The following is a 21474-nucleotide window of genomic DNA, read 5'->3' as shown; positions in this document are numbered from 1 at the left end:
TTAGGTAGTAATCCCAGGGACTTCCTAGCCTATCCATTGCTGTCAACAGCATTAAAAAACCCGGACAAGCCGGGAGGGAGCTGAAATATTTGAAATGTTAATGATTAGCAGTTAAGCCATGGAGTAGACTACTGCCCTAGGCTTGTCCAATCAACATTGAAACCTTGAATGATGATTGATTTGTTGTAAATCTGCAAAATAATCAGCAAAAAGACGAAAAATAGCCCCATAAAGACTCCCATTACAGGGGTAGTGCCCCAACCTGGGGCAACTTTACCATATTCCGAGTTAAGGGGTTTGAGAATATCTCCTAGCCGAGTTCTTTGTGCCATGGGTAAATTGAGATTTATGTTAATTGAGATTTATGTTATTGACATCTCCGATACTTTTTAGCTACCAAAATCTACTTTGCAGATTTTAGCCCACTAATGCAAGCTGCTCTCGCAGCCAGGGGGTATCTCCCAAGGCCAAGATCGGTTTTGTTCCGCTCTTGGCGCAATTATCTGTGTTTAATAGAAAACGCAACCACTATCATTAAAGCTTTGGTTTTCGGCTTCAATTCAAGTTACAGAATGTTTTCAATGACACTAGATTCCTCATCAAAGTATAACATATTTTTGTAGATACTGCCAGATATTTGGAGAAAATCGTCAACAGTGGCTAGCCCCCGTGCGAGGGATTGCTCGCACGGGGGATTCTACAAGGTGGCGAAGTACCAAGTTGAAACCGTGCCACTTCCCTTCAAGTCCGATAGGATCTACTTAGAGATTTAAACAGATCATACCACTGCGGGAGTGTCAAAGCTCCCCTACCCACCTTGGTTAGATCATTGCGTGACATACTCCTACACTGACTCTGCTCTTACAGAGCCGCTTCGCGAACGAGTGAGCGTGTAGGCTTCAAGCCAACTCCACCCAACGGTATCGGCTTTCGCCGACGCTGCGCGAACGGATACGTAGGCTTGCTTTATTAACGACACGGTCAGAAGTTACCGCTTAAAGAGTGGAGCCAAAATGGTTAGTCGGCTATGCATAAAAGAGGTGCGACCCGTGGCGAATTTAATTCGCCAACGGAAAGCGCACCTTTGGTTAAAACTTTATGATTAAGGCGACCCTGTCTTGATGCAGTCGCTCATGGGGGAAACCCCCAAGACCGCGCTGCATCGCTCTTCTAAGGTTTCGTCTCCGGGATGCCCCGACCCGCCGGAACAATACAATAAGTTCTATTTTTAAGCACGTAGGTGGCGGTTAGCTCTTAATTTATTTTCCCTACTATTTTTAGTATAACGTTTTTCAGCCTGTTTATCAGAGTTCCAGCTCCGCGATTCATCCCTGGAGACGAAACCGATAGATAGGGTCGCCAAAATCGGCAAAGTTTTAACCGTTTTACCCATAACCGACTAACCATAAAGGCGACCAGTACCTTACGGTAACTTTAAACACTCATGCTGCGCATGTTCGTTGTGGGGCATAAGAGCGGAGGAAGGTAAAGGTCGTGCAAATTTTCCGGATGTTGGGCTACATACCCCGTGATCACACACCAATTCACCTTTTCCTAAGACAATTAACACACTGTTAACACAGTACCTGATATTTTTCAAGCCTGCCGTTCACAACAACTAATCTTTTTGACGATTTTTTGTTTACAAACTTAGACAGTAGTTGACAAAAAACTACATTTTGTCAACTACTGTCTAAGTTTGTATAGTAGTTATAGTTTTGGAAATGTATCTTAACAGTGTTAAAATTATGTGGTATTCTTAAAAAAAAGCAATAAAACTAAAATTTGTTAACACAACATCAAAAAAAGCTAGAATTGACTCTGGTTCTACTCCTGACAATAGATATCGTTTAGCTCCCCTTGGCCGTGATCGTTCAAGCACAGCTCGGGTGATACCTTGCCATGCTCTCGATCCAGAGTGATCTAAATGTATAGGTTCGTCTGGATTTTAGACAGCAGAATGTCAAAAAGAAAACAGACTCATATAACGATGCAGTAGCCTCACTGGGGTTTCCCCCGCAAGCCACTGCATCAACAGACACACTTATATTTGATTTGAGCCATGGAACCCGCAATAGTCCTTAGCATTGTTATCCTTGTTTTTGTAATCGGTATCACTGGTATATCGATTTATACCGCTTTTGGACCCCCTTCAGCGGAATTAGTCGATCAGTTTGAAGAACATGAAGACTAATATAATAGTTTTCCATTCAAACGGGGAAAGTCAAAAGTCATTAGGGTATCACAACTCAACTAACAACTCAACTATCAGTTAACCCCTATCCTTGGGCAAAACATAGCCTTGGGCAACAGACCAAGCAATCCCTTAAGCATTGAAGGTAGATTAAAACTTGATCGTTAAACTGTTGTCGTGTTCATTGAGTTCGGAGCCTTGAGGAGCCGGAATTTGAACGGTAAATGTAGTCCATCTCTGAGAGCTTTCTACCTGAATGATGCCATCGAGCTGTTTGACTAGCTCCTTGACCAAAGCTAGACCTAATCCTGTACCACCTCGCTTCCAAGGATCAGCATTAGGAATGCGATAGAACTTATCGAAGATGTGGGGTAATTCCGTATCAGCAATCTCAGCTTGATTGCTGATTTTAAATATTACCTTGGGTACGGTATCTGATGGGATCATATCCAGATTGTTTTGGTAAAAAAACTCAAGAATAATCTGCCTGTTGGCTGGAGTATATTTACAAGCATTGTTGAACAGTTCTGTCACAATTCGCCCGAAGCTGGTCTTGTCAATCAAAACCGATGGCAAATTATCTGACAAAGTCAACTTCAGGATTTGCTGTTGTGCCTGGATACGGGAGCAAAAGGAATCAATGATTCGGTGTAACCAGATTTTCAAGTCTACTACTGTTCTCGAAACCTGATAAGAGGCGGTTTCTAAACGCTGCAAGTCAAGTAAATCGTTGATTAGTTCAATTTCTCTGTAACACTCAGATTCTAAAATCTCTGTATAGCGCTGTCGTCGTTGACTCTCCGGAGAAATTTTGAGCATCTGTATTGCCATTTTCATATTGGATAGAGGTGTGCGCAGTTCATGAGAAACGGTACTTAAGAAATCATCTTTGAGCATGTTTAGTTTCTGTAGTTCCTGGATTCTCTCTCGTAGTTGTTGGGTGCGCTCAAGTACTTGCCGTTCTAAGTCGGTGTTGAGGTTAGCCAAACGCTGATAAAGCTGGCCTTGCTGAATTGCGATCGCAAGTTGCTCAGCCATCGACTGCACCAAAGTCACTGCGCCATCAGACCATTGGTAATCACTATCAATCTTGATCAGGCACAATTTTCCCCAGAGGCGGTTTTGAAACCTTAGTGGTACAAGTAACCCATGGCAAGTATCCTGAAGCTTTAAGTTGCAGCTATTGTTAATACGCACCACTTCGAGATTTTTGATCTTGCGACTAATCTGATTGTCCACATCGGGAGTTTCAGCTCCCATTGGGCTACTCAAGTTAGCTTGTTTACTGCATTGAGATACGGTTAACCAAACCTGCTGCTGTGGGAGATATTCTTGAATTTCTACTAGGTCAACCTCCAACAGCTGACTAATTCCTTGAGTGGCTGTGGTAAAAATCTGCTCTAAATCAAGAGAGCTACGAATCTTTTGAGTAAACTGATTGAGCGTTGCTTCCCGTTGAGCTTTGAGTTGGTTTTCCTGATAAATTTGAGCCTGCTGAATCGCAATTCCTACATGGTCTGCTACTGATTTCCACAAATTTCTTTCCCAAAACTGCCACTGTCGTGGTCGACTACACTGATGGGCAACCAGTAGTCCCCACAAAGGTGAGTCTAATGGTTGGTTTTGGTCTAGTTGAGGGTGACAGATGATCGGAACTACCAAGTTAGCAACGACTTGAAACTGAGCTAGGCAATTAACTTCATAGGAAGACAAGCCCCCAGAATCAGAATAGATATCTTCAATCGCTTGGATCGGACCATACCGGTACTGATTAGCATGGGTTTCCCAGAACTGGGGATTATACATTTCCCTACCTGTAATCGGCTGCCAGGGTGATTCTACAGACTCTACTGTGAATCTACCTCTCCAATCCGACTCGAAGCGATAAACCGCTACCCGATCTGCTTGTAACAATCGGCGAACTTCATTAACTGTGGTATTTAGAATTGTCTCCACATCTAAAGACTTACGAATGCGGGCTGCAAAGTTTTCCCGAAGGGAATCACCCATTGCCTGCCTCAGCTTATCTTGAGCCACTTGGTTAGACAGTGCGTTCGCGTAGCGTGGCCTATGGCCAATCGCGTAGCGTGACCTACGGTCAATCTGTGCCTGTTTGCCCTCTTTAGCATCAACGACAGTTGCTACAAAACCAATCTGTTTCCCTACCTGATCTTGCAGGACACTAATCCTAAAATCGCTAGCCAATTGGCTACCGTCTTGGCGTTGAATGAGCAACTCACCCTGCCAAACCTCTAACTGGGACAATTGAGCAAAAATTTCTTTGATGGGAGCATGACTTCTAGGGGGAAACAAGATCTCCGATAGCTGCGACCCAATAACATCTTGGGATTGCCATTGATATAGCTGACAGGCATAACTATTCCAATGAATAATTTTTCCGTCCATATCTATGGCAATAACCCCACTAGGTAAGTGATCTAACAAATAAGCCTGAAAGTGATTTTGCTCTTGTGCCTTTTGGTATTTGGTTTCCTGAGCTAATAAAATTTCTTGAAGCTGCTCAAAGGCTGCCTCATCGACTGTAAGCTCACGTAGAATCTGGAACTGCTCTAATCTCATCATTGATGTCTCAAAATCGAACGATCAGCTCTCAATTCAACAGTTACCATCAGCAACTGTGGCAGAAGTGACTTGGGTTGTTGTATTTATCACATCAGCCTGTTGTCTATTCTTACCTGTACTCAGATGCCGAAAGTTGAATTGATTTGCCATAGCTAGTTGACTAAAAAACTTCCATAGATACAGCCATAGCATTCCCAAAACTATGACTCAGAGCGACAATTGTGTATAAAGATTGCTATAGCAAGCAGGTCAGAGGGATTTAAGCAGTCAGCACAAGCGCTACTTGAGGTGCGTGCGCGTTCAGCACTCAGCTTATTTTATTCAAAAGCACCATCTGTAGCGTGGCACAGGCTTCGAGGCTGTGACGTAACCCATAAGCACCATCTGTAGGGTGGCCATTCGCACCTCAAGCAGGGTGGCCAAACGCGCCCCGCGTGGCCCAAAGGCCAAGGCCAAGCGTGGCCATAGGCCAAGGCCAATAGCCACTCAAGTAGCGTGGGCGTAGCGCTTAAGTTGAACGCGCACGGGTGGGCGTAGCGCTAATCGCGCTATAGCTGATAGCTGAACGCGCACGCACCTCAAGTAGCGCATATGCTTACAGAGCGATTACTTTACCAGACAGCTGGGTAGATTCTTAAGCGATCACAACTGATGCTCATACTCCCCTGAGGTTAATTGTCAACCAAACCCCAATAAACTATGATGCCCCCTAATTTAGAACAACTTTCGGCTCAGCTGGAAAGCCCCAACATGCGCGATCGCTTGATGGCTCTGGCATCACTACGAGATGTTCAAGCCAGTGATGCGGTGCCGCTAATTAAAAAGGTACTTGATGATCCCAATTTACCAGTTCGCTCTATGGCTATATTCGCCCTGGGAGTCAAGCCTACGGAAGAATGCTACCCAATTTTGGTCAAATTTATGGCAACTGACCCAGATTATGGCATTCGTGCTGCTGCTGCTGGGGCTTTGGGATATCTAGGTGACCCCAAAGCCTTTGAAGCTCTAGTTAGGGCGTTCTACGAAGATACTGAATGGTTGGTACGTTTTAGTGCTGCTGTGTCCCTAGGTAACCTCCAAGATCCCCGTGCTCGTGATGTGCTGACCAAGGCGTTAGATAGTCAGGAAGTACTAGTCCAACAAGCTGCTATTGCTGCTTTGGGGGAAATCAAAGCTACAGAAGCTATAGACGATATTCTACGCTTTGCCCAGTCAGAGGATTGGATAGTGCGTCAACGTTTAGCAGAAGCTCTCGGTCAACTTGGTCAGGACAAAAGTATCTCGGCATTAAACTATTTGGCAAAAGACAGCCATCCTCAAGTATCTGAAGCCGCTCAAATGGCTCTATTGCGTTTGTCTAAAGCCTCAAGCTAGTGTAGCATCCTGGTAATTGGGCTAATCATAGCGCGATAGAATCAAGAGTGAACCACTTGATTGAAATTACCAACATCAGTGATATACCACGATCTACCACAAATTTTTACAATCTTAGCCAATGGATATTAAAGAGTTTTTTGAACAGAGCGCTGGCAGATGGTTTTCTCAACGTACTAGTAATCATATTACCTCTCAACCCATTAAAAATGGTAAGTCCAACATCACAATGGAAATGCTATCTGGTGATGCTCCAGAGGTAATCAAACTCTGTAAACAATACCAAATAGAGCCTGGTATGGCTATATTTGGCTTAAAAGTGATTTGGGACGGTACAGTAGTAGGAGAGCAGAAAAAGCAAACTGGTTCCACTGTTGTTGTAGCTGTTCCCAACCCAGAAAATCCTGAAATTGGCAAGCTATTGCGAACTAATGGTGATGTTGAAGAAACTTCCTTTCTTGATGCAATAGCGAGTGGGGGAAACCAACGGCAGTCGCTCATGGGGGGAACCCCCAAGACCGCGCTGCCTCCCCAAGACCGCACCGGTAGTCGCTCATGGGGGGGACCCCCAAGACCGCGCTACCTCGCTGCATCGCTAAAATGTCGTTACAGTATCGGCCAGGATGATGTTTTAACAATGATTACAGAGGGGAAAACTCTATATGCTGAAGAACGTTTTTGGTTTGCTAGCCCTAACTTTCGGTTACGCACTAACGTTCTCCAGCAGAGGGGGCAATTAACCATGGCTTCTCTGGCCACAGAAATTCGTCTTGGTGTTACGTGAAAGTTAAGCATTCAGTAAGCTATCAGCGTGTCGCGTATCAGTTATCAGTTATCAGCTATCAGCGTGTCGCGTATCAGCCTTGGCCTTGGCTTTTGGGCCACGCGGGGCGCGTTTGACCACGCTACTTGAGGTGCTATCAGCTTTTGAATAAGTGATGCAGCAAGGGAACAGGGGAGGCAGTGCCTTCATGGGGGGGTTCCCACGGGGCAAACAGCGGTGCGGACGCAGGTGACCCACACAGACCGATGCACCACTTGCGCTTTGGATCAAGACAACAGGTAACCATTGGTTTAATCTCTTTTACGTCAGCTGACCACTACTAACCACTGAACACTGACCGCTGAGGGCTGACCGCTGAATGCTTAAAGTCTCAATTATTAGTATTTATGTTATTTACTACAAAAGGCTTATCGATAGGTTTTGGTTCTTTACTGTAAGCACTTTCTAGGACTTTGTTCCTGACTAAATTTGCCTCATATTCAGAAAAATATCCAATCAGGGTACCTCGCCACACTTTCTTGAGCATATATCTCTCTGATGGCACCTGTATATAACCGGCTGGGGCATAGTTATCTTTTATAAATGAATCCGACTTAATGACCTGAGAATTTTTAATATAATCATGTTTGGATTTAAACAGCTTACAATTGTAATTGTAAGCCCATTTGTTAGATATAACGACTCGTTTAAGATTTATTTTATTCAATAAATAACTTGTTGGTACAAAAACAGCAAATTTGCCATCAGGAATCTTAGCACAGGCTCGTGCCGAGTAATTTTCAAGAATTATTTGGACAAATAATGTCAGCTGGATTCCAAAAATTAGTCCGGCTATTAAACCAGAAAATAGGGGAAAACAAAAACTTTTTTCATGCATCCTGTTGCTAGACTTTGCTAAAGTAATTTAGACGGGAATTAAGTCTATCAATTAAGTGCTAGATATATAGCTAATATATGAAATTTTAATGAATATTACTGGATAGTTTGATGAAAGTTTATAAAAAATAATTTAATCACAATGGGGTATGCCATAGGGGGATCAGCGAGGATTTGGTATGATTAGCTCCGAACGCGCCCCGCGTGGCCTACGGCCAAACGCGCCCCGCGTGACCGTAGGTCAATCGCGCCCCGCGTGACCGTAGGTCAATCGCGTAGCGTGGCCTACGGCCAATCATCCCACGGGGATTAATCGTGGGATGGTTAACTTTGATCCAGGTTAACAGTGGCCTGGGAAGGACTCTCTGGCTCTGACCTACTTTCGACCTCCTGATCTTCCAAGGCACTGGAAGCTGAATCACTGACTTGCTGATCGACTACCATAGCTGTGACTGTACCAGAGTCTTGGTGCAGGACAACTGCCTTGAGCTTAAGGTAAACATCTGAAGAGTCTGGTGGTGGATGAAATTGGTTAATTGGCTTCTTGTTAAGCTCATAACTTGACCAATCTACATTGTAGATAGGACTAGCACGGGCTTTGCTCAGAGGCTTTGGGAAGCTTTCTCTGGGCTTGACTGATTTTTCAGGTATTTTGGATGATATGGTCTTGGCTTCAGGGGAAGTGTCCTGTTGCCCTGTTGGTGCTGCTTGGAGTGTCTTTGACTCAACCATGCCTTGCTCTGGTGTAGTTTCATAAGAACTAGTACCTACAGAGGTTTCAGCAACATTCTCTACCCACTGTAAACTTAGTTCTAAGCTCTCGGTTGCGGATGTACTATCGACGGGAGCGGTTAAATTTTGGGGAAATTTACGACAAACCATCCGCTCAAACTCATGATTAAAGCGATATATAGGTTGTCCTCGTCGTAACCAGACTGTCAAAATTTGCTCTACAGATATCGCTTTGTAACGCCCTTGATAAAGAGCCTCAATCACCGCTAGACGCACCCAATTGGCAGGATAGTTCTCAAGCCATAGATTGACTAATTCTTCTACAGTGTAACCCCTGAGCTCAAACCCATAGTGACTGAGCAAGGCAAGGGCATAGGCAATGGCTAAATCTGAGTCATTGGTCATGGGTAAAAGGATTCAAGGTGGGAAGGTGGTACGATTCCAGGTGGAAAGGTCGCACATGTGGCACATTATGGACCCACAGAGGCTTCTGGCAACGTCGCTTGGGAATATAACCTATATCCTGCAACCTGCAACCTGCAACCTGCAACCTGCAACCTGCAACCTGCAACCTGCAACCTGTAACCTACAACCTGCAACCTACAACCTGCAACCTGTAACCTACAACCTGCAACTTGCAACTAGTTTTAGTAGTGAGTTGCTTGGTCACTGAAATCAGGACTCATGACTCATGACAACACTATACGGTGAGTTGAACTCAGTGACACGTCCTGTCTTCACCAAGGCCTGATAGATAAATGCAATCGCATCAGCTCGCTTTGCTTCCCGCTTGGGATGCAACAGGGTTGGGTTGGGGTGGTTAACGACAATTTTCGCGATGGTAGCGTATGCAACTGCTTCGGTAGCATAAGCAGGAATATCCTTCCAATCTTCATAGATTTTAGAAATCTCAGAAGAGTCTTTAACTGACTTCCCTAGAGTTTTGGCTAAAGACAGCCCATTGACTAGAGAGGCAATCAAATCAACACGGCGCAAGGTCTGCTGAGGATGGAAGGTTTGGTCGGGGTATCCAGAGAGAAAACCACCACGATAGGATTGGTTGATAGCTGGTAATGCCGGTGAAATTCAGGGGGACATCAATAAATTGGGTAGCTGGACCGATTGGATTGGGGTCAAACACTTTTACCAGTAGGGCAGCGCACTCAGCCCGAGTTAGAGGGGCATCTGGTTGAAAGCTGCCATCCGCAAAGCCACTAATCAGGTTTAGACTACCGAGGCGGCGAATAAAACCTTCTGCCCAGTGTCCAGGTATATCGGTAAATGAGGTAATGTCAGGGTTAGGGTTAACAATATAAGGAGATGCGATCGCGTAGTGTGGCCTACGGCCAATCGCATCTGCAGAGCCTTTTGCTACCAATGCCTGGTAAATTAATGCTACCACCTCAGCACGAGTAATCGGCCTCATGGGATTGAGCTGATGGGGTTCGGGATAATTACTACCATTTGTCTTTGAGTTGCTGTGGCTACCGCTTGGGTAGCATAGCTGGGAATCTGAACGCGATCGCGATAAAACCCGAGTTCGCTAGACTCACCACCTGTTAACCCCAAACCCTTGACTAGGGATACCAGACCTTGCACTCTGGTCAGATTTTGCTGGGGGCGAAATGTGCGATCGGGGAATCCGGAAATAAAACCCATAACTGCTGCTTTCCGAATTACTTGTGATGCCCAAAATTTGGAGCTCGAATCCACAAACTCCCCTCTACCTTTACCCACCTGCCGTGGGCTTTCAAATGTTTTGGCAATAATTGCTGCATACTGTGCTAAGCGTGAGGTTGGCTTCTGGCTTGAATGTGCCATCTCCAAAGCCACTAACTAGGCCTGTGATCACTAATTCTCCAATAAACTGGCTTGCCCAATGACCTGTCAAATCACTGAATTAAAATGAACCAGTCTGCCGGACTGGAACTTGAGATGAACGCAACTCTACCGGACCCTCAATTCTAGATCGATTGAGCTGATTGCCCAGGGAAACTAACCTGACACAGCTGCTATTTTGGATATCAGCCTTACCATTATTCCGCAGGATATTACCCGCTGGGTCTTGAGAATTACCATTCTCTGGTCTAGCCCTACCATTAACCACTAAACCACCATGAGTATTGTTCTCAATCAAATTACGACGCAATACCGGTTGCACCTGACGCATCAAAACGATTCCAGCTGGGTTACCGAGTATTTTATTATCTGCTATTAACGGTGCTGCCGAGTCACGGATGGTAATATTTTGACGATTAAACGTAGGGCTGACATAGTTCCCACTGCCCGAAATCACAATATCCTTACCCTTGGTCGGTTTATTGCCGACAACCATCACTACTTTAGGAATCACTAGGGGAAAAACTTCGACCCTAGCAGCATTATAGGTACCAGCGGCTAAGTGAATGGTAGTTCCAGCAGTAGCCATAGAAAGTGCCTTAGTCAAGGTTTTAAACGGAACAGTATCACCAGTATCGCTATCCTTACCAGTGACTGGGTTAACGTGAATAATAGATTTAACCATATTAGTCAGTAAATGGCAATTAACAGGTAATTTTTAACACCTAGTAATTAATAATTACTACTTAATATTTAAGAATTAACACTTAAAAATTAAAACTTTACCTATAACAAGTGATACTTAACAGGTAATATTTAATACCTAATACTTAACACGTAATACTTAAGACTATGATAGAAGTAGAGCATCTAAGCAAAATCTATGGCACCACCCCAGCGATAGAGAATGTTACTTTCAGGGTTGAACCAGGAGAAATCCTAGGCTTCCTTGGACCGAATGGTGCAGGGAAAACCACTACCATGCGAATTTTGGCAGGCTATTTACCAGCAACCCATGGTACTGCCCGAATTGCTAATTATGATGTTCATGAAAATTCTATGGCAGTACGACGCCGAATTGGTTATTTACCGGAATTTCCGCCACTGTATCCGGACATGACCGTTGAAGGATTTTTGCACTTTGTTGCCCGTATTAAAGGTGTTGCTGCAGGCGATCGCACTACTAAGGTCAAAACTGCCATGGAGCGCTGTAACATAACGAGCAAGGCCAAGCTACTGATCCGTAAGCTTTCTAAGGGCTTCCGTCAACGGGTGGGTATCGCTCAGGCGATTGTACATGACCCACCGGCCATCATTCTAGATGAACCGACAGTCGGTCTTGATCCTCGGCAAATTATTGATGTCCGTAACTTAATTAAGAGCCTTGCTGGTGACCATACTATTATCCTATCTACCCACATTCTACCAGAAGTGAGTATGACCTGTAGCCGGGTAGCCATTATCAATGAAGGCAAAATTGTAGCAACAGATAGTCCAGACAAGTTACTGGCGGAGTTAACCGGGGGATCAGGTTATGAGTTAGAAATAGATGGTGATGCACAGGAGTTACAGAAATTATTACAAGTAATACCAGGAGTTTGCCTGGTGGAACTGGTTAATGATCACAATTTACCTGGCGGACGATCTTTATTCCACATCGTATCAGCACCGGGAGCAGAACCCGCACGGGATATTGCAGCTGTGACCGTGGGAGCTGGTGTAGGGATATACGAAATGCGACGGACTCGCGCTACCCTGGAAGATGTGTTTTTAAAACTGACTACAACCGAAAAACCACTGCCTCAACCCGATCCTGATTTACAGGAGTCTGATTTAGACGAGTCTGAGGAATCTGATGAAGGATTAACGATTAAGGATTAAGCATCAAGGATGAAAGTTATTTTGAAAACCTTTAATCACCTACACATAATTAATTACCTACGACCAAGAGCATTGTCAGTAAGCATTCAGCCATCAGCCGTCAGCCGTCAGCGGTCAGTGGTCAGCGGTCAGCGGTCAGCTTTGTGGCACAGGCTTTGGCCTTGGCCAAAAGGCCACGCGGGGCGCGTTTGGCCACGCTGTGCGAACGACCCTGGGACTTTCGTGACTATTAAACAAATGGTTACCTGTTTTATTCAAAAGCTGATAGCTGATAGCTGATAGCTGATAGCTGATAGCTGATAGCTTACGATTGTCATACTTTGAGGTTTCTGAAATAATGTGTAATCAATTTTGTTTACCTGCTTAACTAAGTAACCTTAAAATAACTAATCCTTACCTAACTAACTTTCAACCTTAAACTAACTAACTTTCAACCTTAAACTAACTAACTTTCAACCTTCAATCAAAAAAAATACCCTCTATAATTAAACGAATAATGATAATTATTGGCAATATATTAGCAATTTTTAGGAAAGAATTACAGGGATATTTTGCTTCACCATTCGCTTATGTTATCGCCGGTGTATTTTGGTGGCTGTCTGGCTCCTTTTTTGTAGAAATTCTTTTGGATCAAGAGGGTATTATTAACCAAGTTGCAACGGCAGAACAATTGGGTTTACCGATACCACCAGTGGATGTTGCTTATGTATTTTTGCGTCAATTCTTGGAAGTGATGGGTTCACTGTCGTTATTTGTGTTGCCAATTCTGTCCATGGGACTCTATGCTGAGGAACGCAAACGCAGGACTTTGGAGCTTTTGGCAACTTCTCCACTAACGAATTGGGCTGTAGCCGTGGGTAAACTCTTGGGAGTGGTGACATTTTATAGCTTTATGGTGCTACCCTTACTTGCCTATGAAGCGATCGCATTTAGTGCTACAGATCCCCCGGTTCAACCTGTCCTACCGTTACTCGCCCACGCCGGATTAATTTTACTGGCAGCATCGGTGCTTTCTCTGGGGATGTTCATTTCTTCCCTAACTGATAGCTCAATTTTGTCAGCAATCCTCACCTTTGCTCTGGTTTTGGGACTTTGGGTGATTGATTTGATTGCTAAAAATGTTAGTGGACCCCTTGGAGAAGCCTTAGGTCATTTATCGTTGTTGGAAAATTATAAAAATCTGATTCAGGGTGTTTTGGATACTAGTAGTATAATTCTGTTTTTGAGTTATATCTTTATCGGTATTTTTCTAACTGCTCAGTCTATTGATGCATTGAGATTTCAGCGTTCTTAGTATGTAAGCATATGCTGATAACTGATAACTGATAGCTGATAGCTGATAGCTGATAGCTTTCCTCAAAACCTGGCAATTTCTTAAAGCAATTTCTGACATCGAACTGAGGTCAGTCATGGTCAGTTAAACAACACCAGACAAAACTGAGACAAAAACTGAGACATTTTGCTCTTGTCTTCCCAGTAGTCTGAGATTAGAGAAAGTTCAGGGATATGTAGCTATTGACCTAACACCCCTGACTGGTTGTATCCTGTCCGGTGCTGGGTGATAGTCTTCTTTAGCCCAAATCTGGACAGTTTTCTAGTTTAGAGACAGACAGATTAGATACAGACATATACAGAAATTCTGTGTATAAGAAAACTGCTGTGTTCTGTGTCACTATCCCCAAAGGAGTAGATTATGAGCTTTCACACTGGAGAGATTGCTGTTCAAACTCGGGCTGGGGTAACCGAAGAAGCTGAGAAACTCAGCTCGATGATTACTCCCGTGATCAAACCTGCTGCTCAGATGCTCCTGACAACTCAACAATTAGCGATCGCTAGTAGTGTGGATACCAATGGCTTAGTTTGGGCATCATTGCTGACTGGTCAACCTGGTTTTGTCCAAGTTTTCGATAATCAAACTGTCGAGATTAACTGTATCCCTATCGATGGGGATCCCTTGTACGAAAACTTGGTGCAAAATGGAGTACTGGGACTTCTGGTGATTGACCTGACTACCCGTAAACGCTTGCGGATGAATGGCTTGGCTAGAGTAGAAGGCAAAGGGCAGATTGTGATGCAGACCACTGAGGTATTTTTCAACTGTCCCAAATACATCCAGCTGCGTCATCTAGAGACTGATACCCCTGAGTCAAGGGAGCCTGAAATTCGCAGCTTTGAGGCTTTGACCACAACCGAGCAAGACTGGATTACCCAATCTGATACCTTTTTCATTGCCAGTTTTAATCCAGAAACTGGGGCAGATGCCTCTCATCGGGGTGGATATCCAGGATTTATCCAGGTGATCAGTGATAATCAGCTAGTGTTTCCTGATTATGCTGGCAATAATATGTTTCAAACCCTAGGTAACCTGACAGTGAATCCCCATGCTGGTCTGCTGTTCATCGATTTTGAGCGAGGTAATACCTTACAACTAACAGGAATAGCTGAGGTGATTTGGGATCAGTCACGATTCACTACCGTTCCAGGAGCACAACGGTTAGTGGAGTTTCATATTGAGCAGGTCTTAGATACAACTAATGCTAGCCCTATACGCTGGCGCTTTGGAGAGTATTCTCCCGCTAATCCTGCTGTTAAGAAGGAGAGTCTTACTACTTAACTCTTATTCCTTTTGTTTTGAGAGTGATTAGTCTAATTAGTGGATTATAAGTATAAACACGTCGAAAACTAAGTGTAATCACTGAGGCATTAGGATCTAGTGGTTGTTTTAAGGTGATAGAACCTTTAGTTGGTATCCTAGAAGGCATCACTGTTCCATCCCAACTAGAACCTGAATAACCTCTATAATTATTTCCTAAATTATCAACGGCGATAAAATCGGAAAATCGGCTATCTTTATTAGTGTAATTATAAGCTTTAAAATAAATTTTTAATTGGCCATTTTTCCACTTTTCTATTTTATCGACGACGAAGCGAGCGCCATTAACTTGTGGGGATGACCAATAATTTCTAAAAACTTGAGGAATTTGGCTTTTCCATTCAGCAATTAATCGTTGTGCTTCTTGATAAGATGGCGTAGCGTTATGAATCCGTTTGGCGATGGATATTGCTTGACTATACTGTCGCTGATTAGCATAGTGATTTGCCTTGAGGATCAGGTTTTCTCCTTGTATTTCTAATTCAGCAGCTAGTCTTTCTAATTCAGCAGCTTTTAGTTTGGTTTCAGCAGCATTAATAATTTGGATTGCTTGCTGCTGGAAACGTTCAGCGTTAACCTGTGCTGCCATTGCTTTGGCTTGTTGCCATTTATGTTTCTTTAGGTCTTGTTGAGCTTTTTGAATTAAATTTTGATCACTTTGCCATTCTTTCCATTGAGTAATTAACGTTTGTGCTTCTTGGTAACTATTACTCTCAGTCGGTATTTTTTTAGCTTCAGTAATTGCTTTATAGATAAGTTGGGGATTGTCTACTAGTTTAGTTGCTTTATTTAGTTGTGCGACAGAACAGTCATTTAAGAGGCATATCGATTTTTCATTGATGCTCAAAAAATCTGGAACATCTTGAGCTAAGTTAATACATTTTTCATAGTCTCCATCGCTCAAGTGCTGTTGGATTTTACTTACTAATAGTTGCTCAACTTGGTTTAATCCATAGGTAACACCTAATCCTAAAATGATTACAGTAACTATAGCATACTTTAGTCGTTTATTCAGGTTATTTACTTTGAGTTTATTGCTAAACTCTGCTAGTAGTTTTCTTTGAATTGGCTCTGGTGATGGAACCGATTTAAAAATACGTTCTAGATTGGCAAGACGCTTTTTAGGGTCCGGTTCTACCATTTTGTCTAGGTAGTTAAGAAATTCTTTGCTATAACCTGAAGCTAAATGCTTGAATTTTATACGATGATTGCTTAAATCAATTAAATTACTAATTTCTGCCGTTTTAATTCCGGTAACCAAACAAACAAGTGTCACTCCTAAACTATAAATATCTGATGCTTTATTGAGGGTGTGATTATATAATTGTTCTGGTGGCATAAATCCAGCTGTGCCAGCCATCGTAGTACTTCCATTAATTGAACCATAGGCAAGTTTTGCTAACCCAAAATCAATTAAGTAAACCCGCATTTTGTAATCTAACAAAACATTTTCTGGTTTAATGTCTCGGTGAATTATCGGATTATAAAAATGTTGTATATAATCCAAAATTTCGAGCATTTGAACGGCAATTTGCTGGATTTGCTCTGGTGTAAAGCTTGGGTATGCAGACAAAGGTTGAGCGTTTTTGTACTCCTGTACCAAACAAACACCACCCTCAGGAGCAAAGGAGTCAAGATAGCGAGGAATCCTAGGATGGTGTAACTGTTTTAGTACCTTAATCTCACTTTCAATGGATTGGTAACCATGCCAGCTACTGTTATATTGAGCAAATTGAAACAGCTTGATTACAACTTTTTGCTTAGTTTTAAGATGGATGGCTTGATAAGTTACTCGACCACTGTGATAGTTGTGACCTAATTGTTTTTTGACTTGGTAGCCATAGTTATAAAAATCAGGAAATTCACTCATCGAATGTAGGTTTGTGCATCAGTTACAAAATGTATACGCTTTATATTACTCCAACTTCAACAAAAGAATAACGGATTGAGTTTTAAGTAATTGAAAGCCCAAGTCTATGTAGAGTTTGGGTTGATAGTGACCTGAAAGCTAGAGCTGGTAAGTATTGTGGATCACTTGTGGCCCCCAGGAAGTTTATACAAACTTTATATTCAACCAAAGCCTTTATACAAAGTTTACAAAAAAACTATGAAGGATAATCTTTTTATGGATAAAAATAGTGTAAACTTATCCACCAATTTATTCACAAATTTATTCACCCAACTATGTGGCTGGATGTGTGGAATGACTATAGCAAAGGGAATAGGGAATAGGGAACAGGGAGTAAGGAATATGGCATCAAAAATTATCACAATTCCTACAGGGCTCCCGATACTGAGTGCTGATTACTGAGTGCTGAGTGCTGATACCTGATAGCTAAATAATTATTTGATAGCTAAATAATTATGACTGATGAAAATTAGTTATTTTATTTTTCCACTCTATAGATGTTCTATGATTACCCTCTTAAGTTCCATGGGATGCTCTCAAAGAGCCGCTACGGGATCACATTACTACCGTCTTAATTTCCATGGGATGCTCTTAAAGAGCCGCTACGGGAACCCAGGATTAGCCGGTGAAGTTCGATGGGATGCTCTCAAAGGGATGCTCTCAAAGAGCCGCTACGGGAACCCAGGATTACCCTGTCAAACCCCCATTAGCCTAACGCCTAAGCCTAATGGGTAATACCTAGCAGGTTAAGCTGAATGCTTACAATCAGTAATGATAGTTGCAGCTGCCGTGAGGTTTGAGATGAAGACAAGCAAAACCAAGAAGTATCTCCTTTACCTTTTCTGGCTCGGGCCACTACTGACCATGGCGGGAATCACTGTCAGGATTATGACTGAAAAATGGTCCCCAGACGCATTAGGGTTACTGATTGCTGGTATTGTCATTAGTCTTGTGGGGCTAGTATTTTTAGCCCAGTTGGCTCCGAAATTCTGGCAAAGCCGTTCTACCCAAGTCGGAACCAATGCTATTATTTCTACCGTAGCTATGTTAGTGATTTTGGGGCTGATTAACTTTTTAGGGGTGCGCTATACCCAACGGATCGATTTCACAGAAAATAAGTTATATACTCTGTCACCCCAGTCCCAGCAAGTGGTGCAAAATTTACGACAGCCCCTTAAGGTTTGGATCTTTAATCCACAACCCAATCCAGATGACCGAGAGTTGTTAGAGAACTTTCGTCGGTATGGGTCAAACTTTGAATTTCAGTTTGTTGACCCTCAGCTAAAACCAGCACTAGCTCAGAAATTTGGTGTTCAGTCTATCGGAGAAGTTTATCTACAATATAAAGACAAGCAACAATTATTGCAAGCTGTTAATGATACCCAACCTCTGTCAGAAGCTAGTCTTACTAGTGGTATCGAAACCCTGACTCGGGAAATTTCGGTTAGGGTTTACTTCCTCCAAGGTCACGGAGAAAAATCCTTAGCAGAAGTAGAAGGGGGATTATCTGAGGCAGTACGTGTTCTAGAGGATAAAAATTTTACGGTTCAACCCCTTAACCTAGCTGAACGCTCAGAGGTTCCAGCCGATGCATCAATCGTGGTTAGTGCAGGTCCGATGCGACCATTATTAGAAAAAGAAGTCAAAGGGTTACGTAACTATCTATCCAAGGGTGGTAGCTTACTATTGATGCTCGACCCTGATACTAATCCTGAATTGGATAGCTTTCTCAAAGACTGGGGAATTAAGCTAGACAGTAGGTTAGTGATTGACCCGTCTGCTCCAGAACGTTCCTTAGTGCTTGGTGCAGCAACTCCCATGGTCACCAGCTATGGGAATCATCCCATTACCACGGAATTTGCCGACGGATTTTCCTTTTATCCCTGGGCGCGATCGCTCTTAATTACCCCAGTAGATGGTATCCAGGAGACTCCTCTGCTAATTACCAATGACAGAACTTGGGCTGAGAGCAATCCTAAACAGCAGCCACTGGAATTGAATCCAGAAAGCGATCGCCCTGGTCCGTTAATCCTAGGTGTAGCCTTAAGCCGCCAAGCGGAAGGGATTGATCAAGCTACTCCTCAAGAGGATGGTAACAAAAAGACCTCTTCATCTCGTCTAGTAGTCTATGGTAACTCTACTTTTGCCACCAATGGTTGGTTTGATCAGCAATTAAATGGTGATGTTTTTCTCAACACCATTAGCTGGTTAAGCAAGCAAGATGATCAAGTCCTATCTATCCGCCCTAAAGAACAAAACAATCGACGGATTAACCTAACAGCAATCCAGGCTGAGTTACTGGGTTGGACTGCCCTGTTACTTATGCCCTTAGTCGGGTTTACCACAGCTGGGTTGGTATGGTGGCAACGCCGTTAGTATTGATAACTGATATAACTATAGGAAAGGGAGTAGGGAACAGGGAACAGGGAATAGGGAGTAGGGAGTAGGGAGTAGGGAATATGGGATCAATAATTTTTACAATTCCTACACGGATCCCTATCAACCTATCATAATCCTATAAACTTATGACAATTATACAAGCTAGTCACCTATCTCTAGAAGATGTGCATCATACCTTTGGCTTTCAACGGCAATACAATAGTTCATTAACTTCCCGGTTATCCCTAGACACTATCACTGAATTTGAGCAACGGGAGTTGGAACAAATTCGGACTGATTTTGATAATTACTTAATCGCCGGTAAAGTATCTGAAGGACTGGTAAAAGCCCTAACTGTTTTTCCCTTACTGCGATTAGCTGGCTTCTATCGCTCTCCAATAAAGATTTCCTTGGAAGAAGGGATTTCTGATATTGATATTCAAGACCAGGATACCAAAATTACTGGCAGACTAGATATTCTAGCAATTAACAAAGCTCAACAGACAGTAGATAAAGTATCGTTTTGGGTCTTAGTTATCGAAACCAAAAACAGTAGTGCTGACGTATCCGTTGGGTTACCTCAATTACTGACCTATGCCTATAAGAGTTTAGACCATCAAGACTCAGTTTGGGGACTATCGACTAACGGATACATTTATCAGTTTATTTATATCCAAGCTGGCAATCCTCCGATTTATCAGTTGATGCCAGTATTAAACCTGATGGAATCGGAGTCATCGATTAAATTACTACAAGTTATTAAAGCTATAGCGCTTCTAGATTAACTCTCAACTTAAACGGCTATAGTTTTTAGTTAAACTGGGATTTTTTAGTCTGTTCAACCCAATTTTACTGCCGAAAGTAGGCAACAATTCCATAAACTGAACCTTCACCACCTCCTAGGGGTGCTGTTGAAACAAGTTCCCATTTCTCTTGAGCCATGTGGGTTAAGAAATTTACCCACAGTTGGTCCTTCCATTCAGGACGTTCTTCACCTTCTATACGAAGCCATTTAATTTCTTGAGTCCAGCCTCTTCCCTTCCAAGCATAAACTACGCTGCGATACTTTGTTGACATGACGTTTTAAAATTAAAATAGCATTTCCGAATGAATTAGAAAAAGCGATGCAGTGCCGCGCTGACTCAAGACAAGCATGACCGTTCTTGCCATTAGCCAAAATTCCTATCTATTTTCTTGCCTCTTGCCTCTTGCCTCTTGCCTCTTGCCAAGACCCAAGCGCGACTATGTTTGCTCTCCAAATCGAGTCAATAATTCTAGTCGAGACAATTGTAAGAGTAGGGGGATAAATTCTTCTGGAGAGAGTGCCATCAATGGCTCAATAATGTCGAGCAGTTCCTGGTCTAGTTCACCAAAACGGCTACGCAATAAGTAGGTGACCATACTACGGCGTTCGTTTTGCCTACCTTGGACTAGTCCTTCTTGTTTGCCCTGCACTAGTCCCTCTTCTTTGCCCTGGACTAGTCCCTGGACTAGTCCCTCTTGTTTGCCAAGCTCGGTAGCCAATTCCAGTCGTTGTTGATATATCTGAGATAATTGCATGATTAACTCCCGGTCATCTTCCTCAAGGTTTTGATTTTGTTTGATACGTGCGTCTAATATCGCCAGCATGTCATATACTAATTCTAGGATATTGTCTTTGTGCTGACTCCCGTTCGGTAGGGATTTCAACTCCTCAATTGCTTGCTGTTGCACTCTACCTCTACCGAGAATTCTCAACCATAAGGTTTCCGGGGTCACTGGTAGTTGGTGAATCGCCACAATCGCCGTATACAAGGATTTCCCCAGAAAGTACATCCCCTTGGGATAATTAACTAGATCTGGTTGAAAATTAAAGCTTTCTAAAAACTCTTCCGAAGCGGTTGGGGAAAGAATCCATAAACGAGGCAGTTCTGTCACCCTAACTTGGGCATTAGTGCGCTTAGCCTGACGGAAAACTTGACCATGAACCTGAATAAGTTTACCGATACAACTTAGCACCTCAAATTTAGTAACTGGGTTGCGGAACGGTTCAAAAATAGCAGGAGTTGTGGCCAGTTGTCCGAGTAATCCTAGGCTTTGTCCATTGGTGGTTAGTGGCTGGGATGGCAAAAAGTAAACATCAATTTCTTGAACTTCCCCAGGCACTTTCCAGCTCGTTTCTACCTTCCCCAGGGGGTCGAGGAGTTCTTTCAGACATTGTTTGGCAAATTGGTCATGGACGTTTCTGGTCATGGAACAGCCTAAAAACTATAGGAAAGGGAGTAGGGAGT

General features: G+C 43.1%; 22 protein-coding genes. 9 read left to right on the top strand and 13 right to left on the bottom strand.

Translation table 11 applies throughout. The features are described from left to right. Positions 1-128 precede the first annotated feature (128 nt). On the bottom strand, positions 129-332 hold the full coding sequence (gene psbH / locus F6K46_RS16190) for a photosystem II reaction center protein PsbH (protein WP_070392668.1): 204 nt from the start codon (positions 330-332) through the stop codon (positions 129-131). 1730 nt (positions 333-2062) lie between these two features. Between psbH and psbN the strand changes: the two genes are divergently transcribed. Next, positions 2063-2194, top strand: coding sequence for a photosystem II reaction center protein PsbN (psbN, locus tag F6K46_RS16185; protein ID WP_008180512.1), 132 nt, complete (start codon positions 2063-2065; stop codon positions 2192-2194). A 150-nt stretch (positions 2195-2344) separates the two neighbouring features. Here the strand turns inward: psbN and F6K46_RS16180 are convergent, their stop codons facing one another. Then, positions 2345-4777: a GAF domain-containing protein gene (locus F6K46_RS16180; protein WP_293053538.1), complete on the bottom strand. Its 2433-nt coding sequence runs from the start codon at positions 4775-4777 to the stop codon at positions 2345-2347. A gap of 321 nt (positions 4778-5098) precedes the next feature. Continuing rightward, positions 5099-5263: a hypothetical protein gene (locus tag F6K46_RS16175; RefSeq protein ID WP_158069554.1), complete on the bottom strand. Its 165-nt coding sequence runs from the start codon at positions 5261-5263 to the stop codon at positions 5099-5101. 213 nt (positions 5264-5476) lie between these two features. Here F6K46_RS16175 and F6K46_RS16170 point away from each other — a divergent pair, with 213 nt between their 5' ends. Together F6K46_RS16170 and F6K46_RS16165 are read left to right on the top strand one after the other, a co-directional pair. After that, positions 5477-6151, top strand: coding sequence for a HEAT repeat domain-containing protein (locus F6K46_RS16170; RefSeq protein WP_075899156.1), 675 nt, complete (start codon positions 5477-5479; stop codon positions 6149-6151). Between the two features lie 121 nt (positions 6152-6272). Then, positions 6273-6935, top strand: coding sequence for a phycobiliprotein lyase (locus F6K46_RS16165; RefSeq protein WP_293053530.1), 663 nt, complete (start codon positions 6273-6275; stop codon positions 6933-6935). 370 nt (positions 6936-7305) lie between these two features. Here the strand turns inward: F6K46_RS16165 and F6K46_RS16160 are convergent, their stop codons facing one another. From F6K46_RS16160 to F6K46_RS16135, 6 genes are all read right to left on the bottom strand, one after another. Then, on the bottom strand, positions 7306-7812 hold the full coding sequence (locus F6K46_RS16160; RefSeq protein WP_293053527.1) for a hypothetical protein: 507 nt from the start codon (positions 7810-7812) through the stop codon (positions 7306-7308). Between the two features lie 323 nt (positions 7813-8135). After that, entirely contained in the window at positions 8136-8948 is an 813-nt protein-coding gene (locus F6K46_RS16155) for a hypothetical protein (RefSeq protein ID WP_293053523.1), read from the bottom strand. A gap of 270 nt (positions 8949-9218) precedes the next feature. Continuing rightward, positions 9219-9608 carry an S-layer homology domain-containing protein gene (locus F6K46_RS16150; protein WP_293053607.1) on the bottom strand — a complete coding sequence of 130 codons (390 nt, stop codon included), beginning with the start codon at positions 9606-9608 and terminating at the stop codon, positions 9219-9221. Beyond that, entirely contained in the window at positions 9526-9969 is a 444-nt protein-coding gene (locus F6K46_RS16145) for an S-layer homology domain-containing protein (RefSeq protein WP_293053520.1), read from the bottom strand. Before F6K46_RS16145 ends, F6K46_RS16150 begins: the two co-directional genes overlap by 83 nt. Beyond that, positions 9966-10364, bottom strand: coding sequence for an S-layer homology domain-containing protein (locus F6K46_RS16140; protein WP_293053517.1), 399 nt, complete (start codon positions 10362-10364; stop codon positions 9966-9968). The genes F6K46_RS16145 and F6K46_RS16140 overlap by 4 nt, the downstream gene beginning before the upstream one ends. 79 nt (positions 10365-10443) lie before the next feature. Then, a complete protein-coding gene (locus tag F6K46_RS16135) occupies positions 10444-11067 on the bottom strand; it encodes a DUF1565 domain-containing protein (RefSeq protein ID WP_293053514.1) in 624 nt (207 codons plus the stop codon). A 167-nt stretch (positions 11068-11234) separates the two neighbouring features. Between F6K46_RS16135 and F6K46_RS16130 the strand changes: the two genes are divergently transcribed. From F6K46_RS16130 to F6K46_RS16115, 4 genes are all read left to right on the top strand, one after another. After that, positions 11235-12263, top strand: coding sequence for an ABC transporter ATP-binding protein (locus tag F6K46_RS16130; protein WP_070392662.1), 1029 nt, complete (start codon positions 11235-11237; stop codon positions 12261-12263). A gap of 9 nt (positions 12264-12272) precedes the next feature. After that, positions 12273-12542 (top strand): hypothetical protein, encoded by a 270-nt coding sequence (locus F6K46_RS16125; RefSeq protein WP_293053511.1) that lies wholly within the window; start codon positions 12273-12275, stop codon positions 12540-12542. Positions 12543-12756: 214 nt separating this feature from the next. Further along, positions 12757-13557, top strand: coding sequence for an ABC transporter permease (locus F6K46_RS16120; RefSeq protein WP_293053605.1), 801 nt, complete (start codon positions 12757-12759; stop codon positions 13555-13557). Positions 13558-13956: 399 nt separating this feature from the next. Continuing rightward, a complete protein-coding gene (locus tag F6K46_RS16115) occupies positions 13957-14877 on the top strand; it encodes a pyridoxamine 5'-phosphate oxidase family protein (protein ID WP_293053508.1) in 921 nt (306 codons plus the stop codon). Here the strand turns inward: F6K46_RS16115 and F6K46_RS16110 are convergent. Continuing rightward, positions 14870-16786, bottom strand: coding sequence for a serine/threonine-protein kinase (locus F6K46_RS16110; protein WP_293053505.1), 1917 nt, complete (start codon positions 16784-16786; stop codon positions 14870-14872). The genes F6K46_RS16115 and F6K46_RS16110 overlap by 8 nt on opposite strands. A 927-nt stretch (positions 16787-17713) precedes the next feature. On the opposite strand from F6K46_RS16110, the gene F6K46_RS16105 reads away from it, so the two are divergent. Further along, entirely contained in the window at positions 17714-19201 is a 1488-nt protein-coding gene (locus F6K46_RS16105; protein WP_366664707.1) for a Gldg family protein, read from the top strand. Here the strand turns inward: F6K46_RS16105 and F6K46_RS16100 are convergent. Beyond that, positions 19164-19328, bottom strand: a complete 165-nt coding sequence (locus F6K46_RS16100; protein ID WP_293047159.1) for a hypothetical protein — start codon at positions 19326-19328, stop codon at positions 19164-19166. The genes F6K46_RS16105 and F6K46_RS16100 overlap by 38 nt on opposite strands. A gap of 22 nt (positions 19329-19350) precedes the next feature. Between F6K46_RS16100 and F6K46_RS16095 the strand changes: the two genes are divergently transcribed. Then, a complete protein-coding gene (locus F6K46_RS16095) occupies positions 19351-19989 on the top strand; it encodes a restriction endonuclease subunit R (RefSeq protein WP_293047157.1) in 639 nt (212 codons plus the stop codon). Between the two features lie 64 nt (positions 19990-20053). Here F6K46_RS16095 and F6K46_RS16090 read toward each other — a convergent pair whose 3' ends face one another. Both F6K46_RS16090 and F6K46_RS16085 read right to left on the bottom strand, forming a co-directional pair. Beyond that, on the bottom strand, positions 20054-20281 hold the full coding sequence (locus tag F6K46_RS16090; protein WP_070392656.1) for a hypothetical protein: 228 nt from the start codon (positions 20279-20281) through the stop codon (positions 20054-20056). Between the two features lie 165 nt (positions 20282-20446). After that, positions 20447-21436 (bottom strand): hypothetical protein, encoded by a 990-nt coding sequence (locus F6K46_RS16085; RefSeq protein ID WP_293053499.1) that lies wholly within the window; start codon positions 21434-21436, stop codon positions 20447-20449. Between the last annotated feature and the right edge of the window lie 38 nt (positions 21437-21474).

Origin of the sequence: Moorena sp. SIO3E8 (assembly GCF_010692445.1) — a bacterium.
GTDB classification, from domain to species: Bacteria; Cyanobacteriota; Cyanobacteriia; order Cyanobacteriales; family Coleofasciculaceae; genus Moorena; species Moorena bouillonii.
Note: the sequence above shows the minus strand (reverse complement) of the source record. Positions and strands in the feature narration are given on the sequence as shown.

What these genes read in the sequence shown, in the direction of transcription:
- F6K46_RS16115 (WP_293053508.1), top strand. Translation starts at nt 13,957, where the DNA reads ATGAGCTTTCACACTGGAGAGATTGCTGTTCAAACTCGGGCTGGGGTA.
- F6K46_RS16090 (WP_070392656.1), bottom strand. Translation starts at nt 20,281, where the DNA reads ATGTCAACAAAGTATCGCAGCGTAGTTTATGCTTGGAAGGGAAGAGGC.
- psbN (WP_008180512.1), top strand. Translation starts at nt 2,063, where the DNA reads ATGGAACCCGCAATAGTCCTTAGCATTGTTATCCTTGTTTTTGTAATC.
- F6K46_RS16125 (WP_293053511.1), top strand. Translation starts at nt 12,273, where the DNA reads ATGAAAGTTATTTTGAAAACCTTTAATCACCTACACATAATTAATTAC.
- F6K46_RS16140 (WP_293053517.1), bottom strand. Translation starts at nt 10,364, where the DNA reads ATGGCACATTCAAGCCAGAAGCCAACCTCACGCTTAGCACAGTATGCA.
- F6K46_RS16160 (WP_293053527.1), bottom strand. Translation starts at nt 7,812, where the DNA reads ATGCATGAAAAAAGTTTTTGTTTTCCCCTATTTTCTGGTTTAATAGCC.
- F6K46_RS16145 (WP_293053520.1), bottom strand. Translation starts at nt 9,969, where the DNA reads ATGAGGCCGATTACTCGTGCTGAGGTGGTAGCATTAATTTACCAGGCA.
- F6K46_RS16105 (WP_366664707.1), top strand. Translation starts at nt 17,714, where the DNA reads ATGACTGAAAAATGGTCCCCAGACGCATTAGGGTTACTGATTGCTGGT.
- F6K46_RS16170 (WP_075899156.1), top strand. Translation starts at nt 5,477, where the DNA reads ATGATGCCCCCTAATTTAGAACAACTTTCGGCTCAGCTGGAAAGCCCC.
- F6K46_RS16130 (WP_070392662.1), top strand. Translation starts at nt 11,235, where the DNA reads ATGATAGAAGTAGAGCATCTAAGCAAAATCTATGGCACCACCCCAGCG.
- F6K46_RS16135 (WP_293053514.1), bottom strand. Translation starts at nt 11,067, where the DNA reads ATGGTTAAATCTATTATTCACGTTAACCCAGTCACTGGTAAGGATAGC.
- F6K46_RS16165 (WP_293053530.1), top strand. Translation starts at nt 6,273, where the DNA reads ATGGATATTAAAGAGTTTTTTGAACAGAGCGCTGGCAGATGGTTTTCT.
- psbH (WP_070392668.1), bottom strand. Translation starts at nt 332, where the DNA reads ATGGCACAAAGAACTCGGCTAGGAGATATTCTCAAACCCCTTAACTCG.
- F6K46_RS16155 (WP_293053523.1), bottom strand. Translation starts at nt 8,948, where the DNA reads ATGACCAATGACTCAGATTTAGCCATTGCCTATGCCCTTGCCTTGCTC.
- F6K46_RS16085 (WP_293053499.1), bottom strand. Translation starts at nt 21,436, where the DNA reads ATGACCAGAAACGTCCATGACCAATTTGCCAAACAATGTCTGAAAGAA.
- F6K46_RS16180 (WP_293053538.1), bottom strand. Translation starts at nt 4,777, where the DNA reads ATGATGAGATTAGAGCAGTTCCAGATTCTACGTGAGCTTACAGTCGAT.
- F6K46_RS16095 (WP_293047157.1), top strand. Translation starts at nt 19,351, where the DNA reads ATGACAATTATACAAGCTAGTCACCTATCTCTAGAAGATGTGCATCAT.
- F6K46_RS16110 (WP_293053505.1), bottom strand. Translation starts at nt 16,786, where the DNA reads ATGAGTGAATTTCCTGATTTTTATAACTATGGCTACCAAGTCAAAAAA.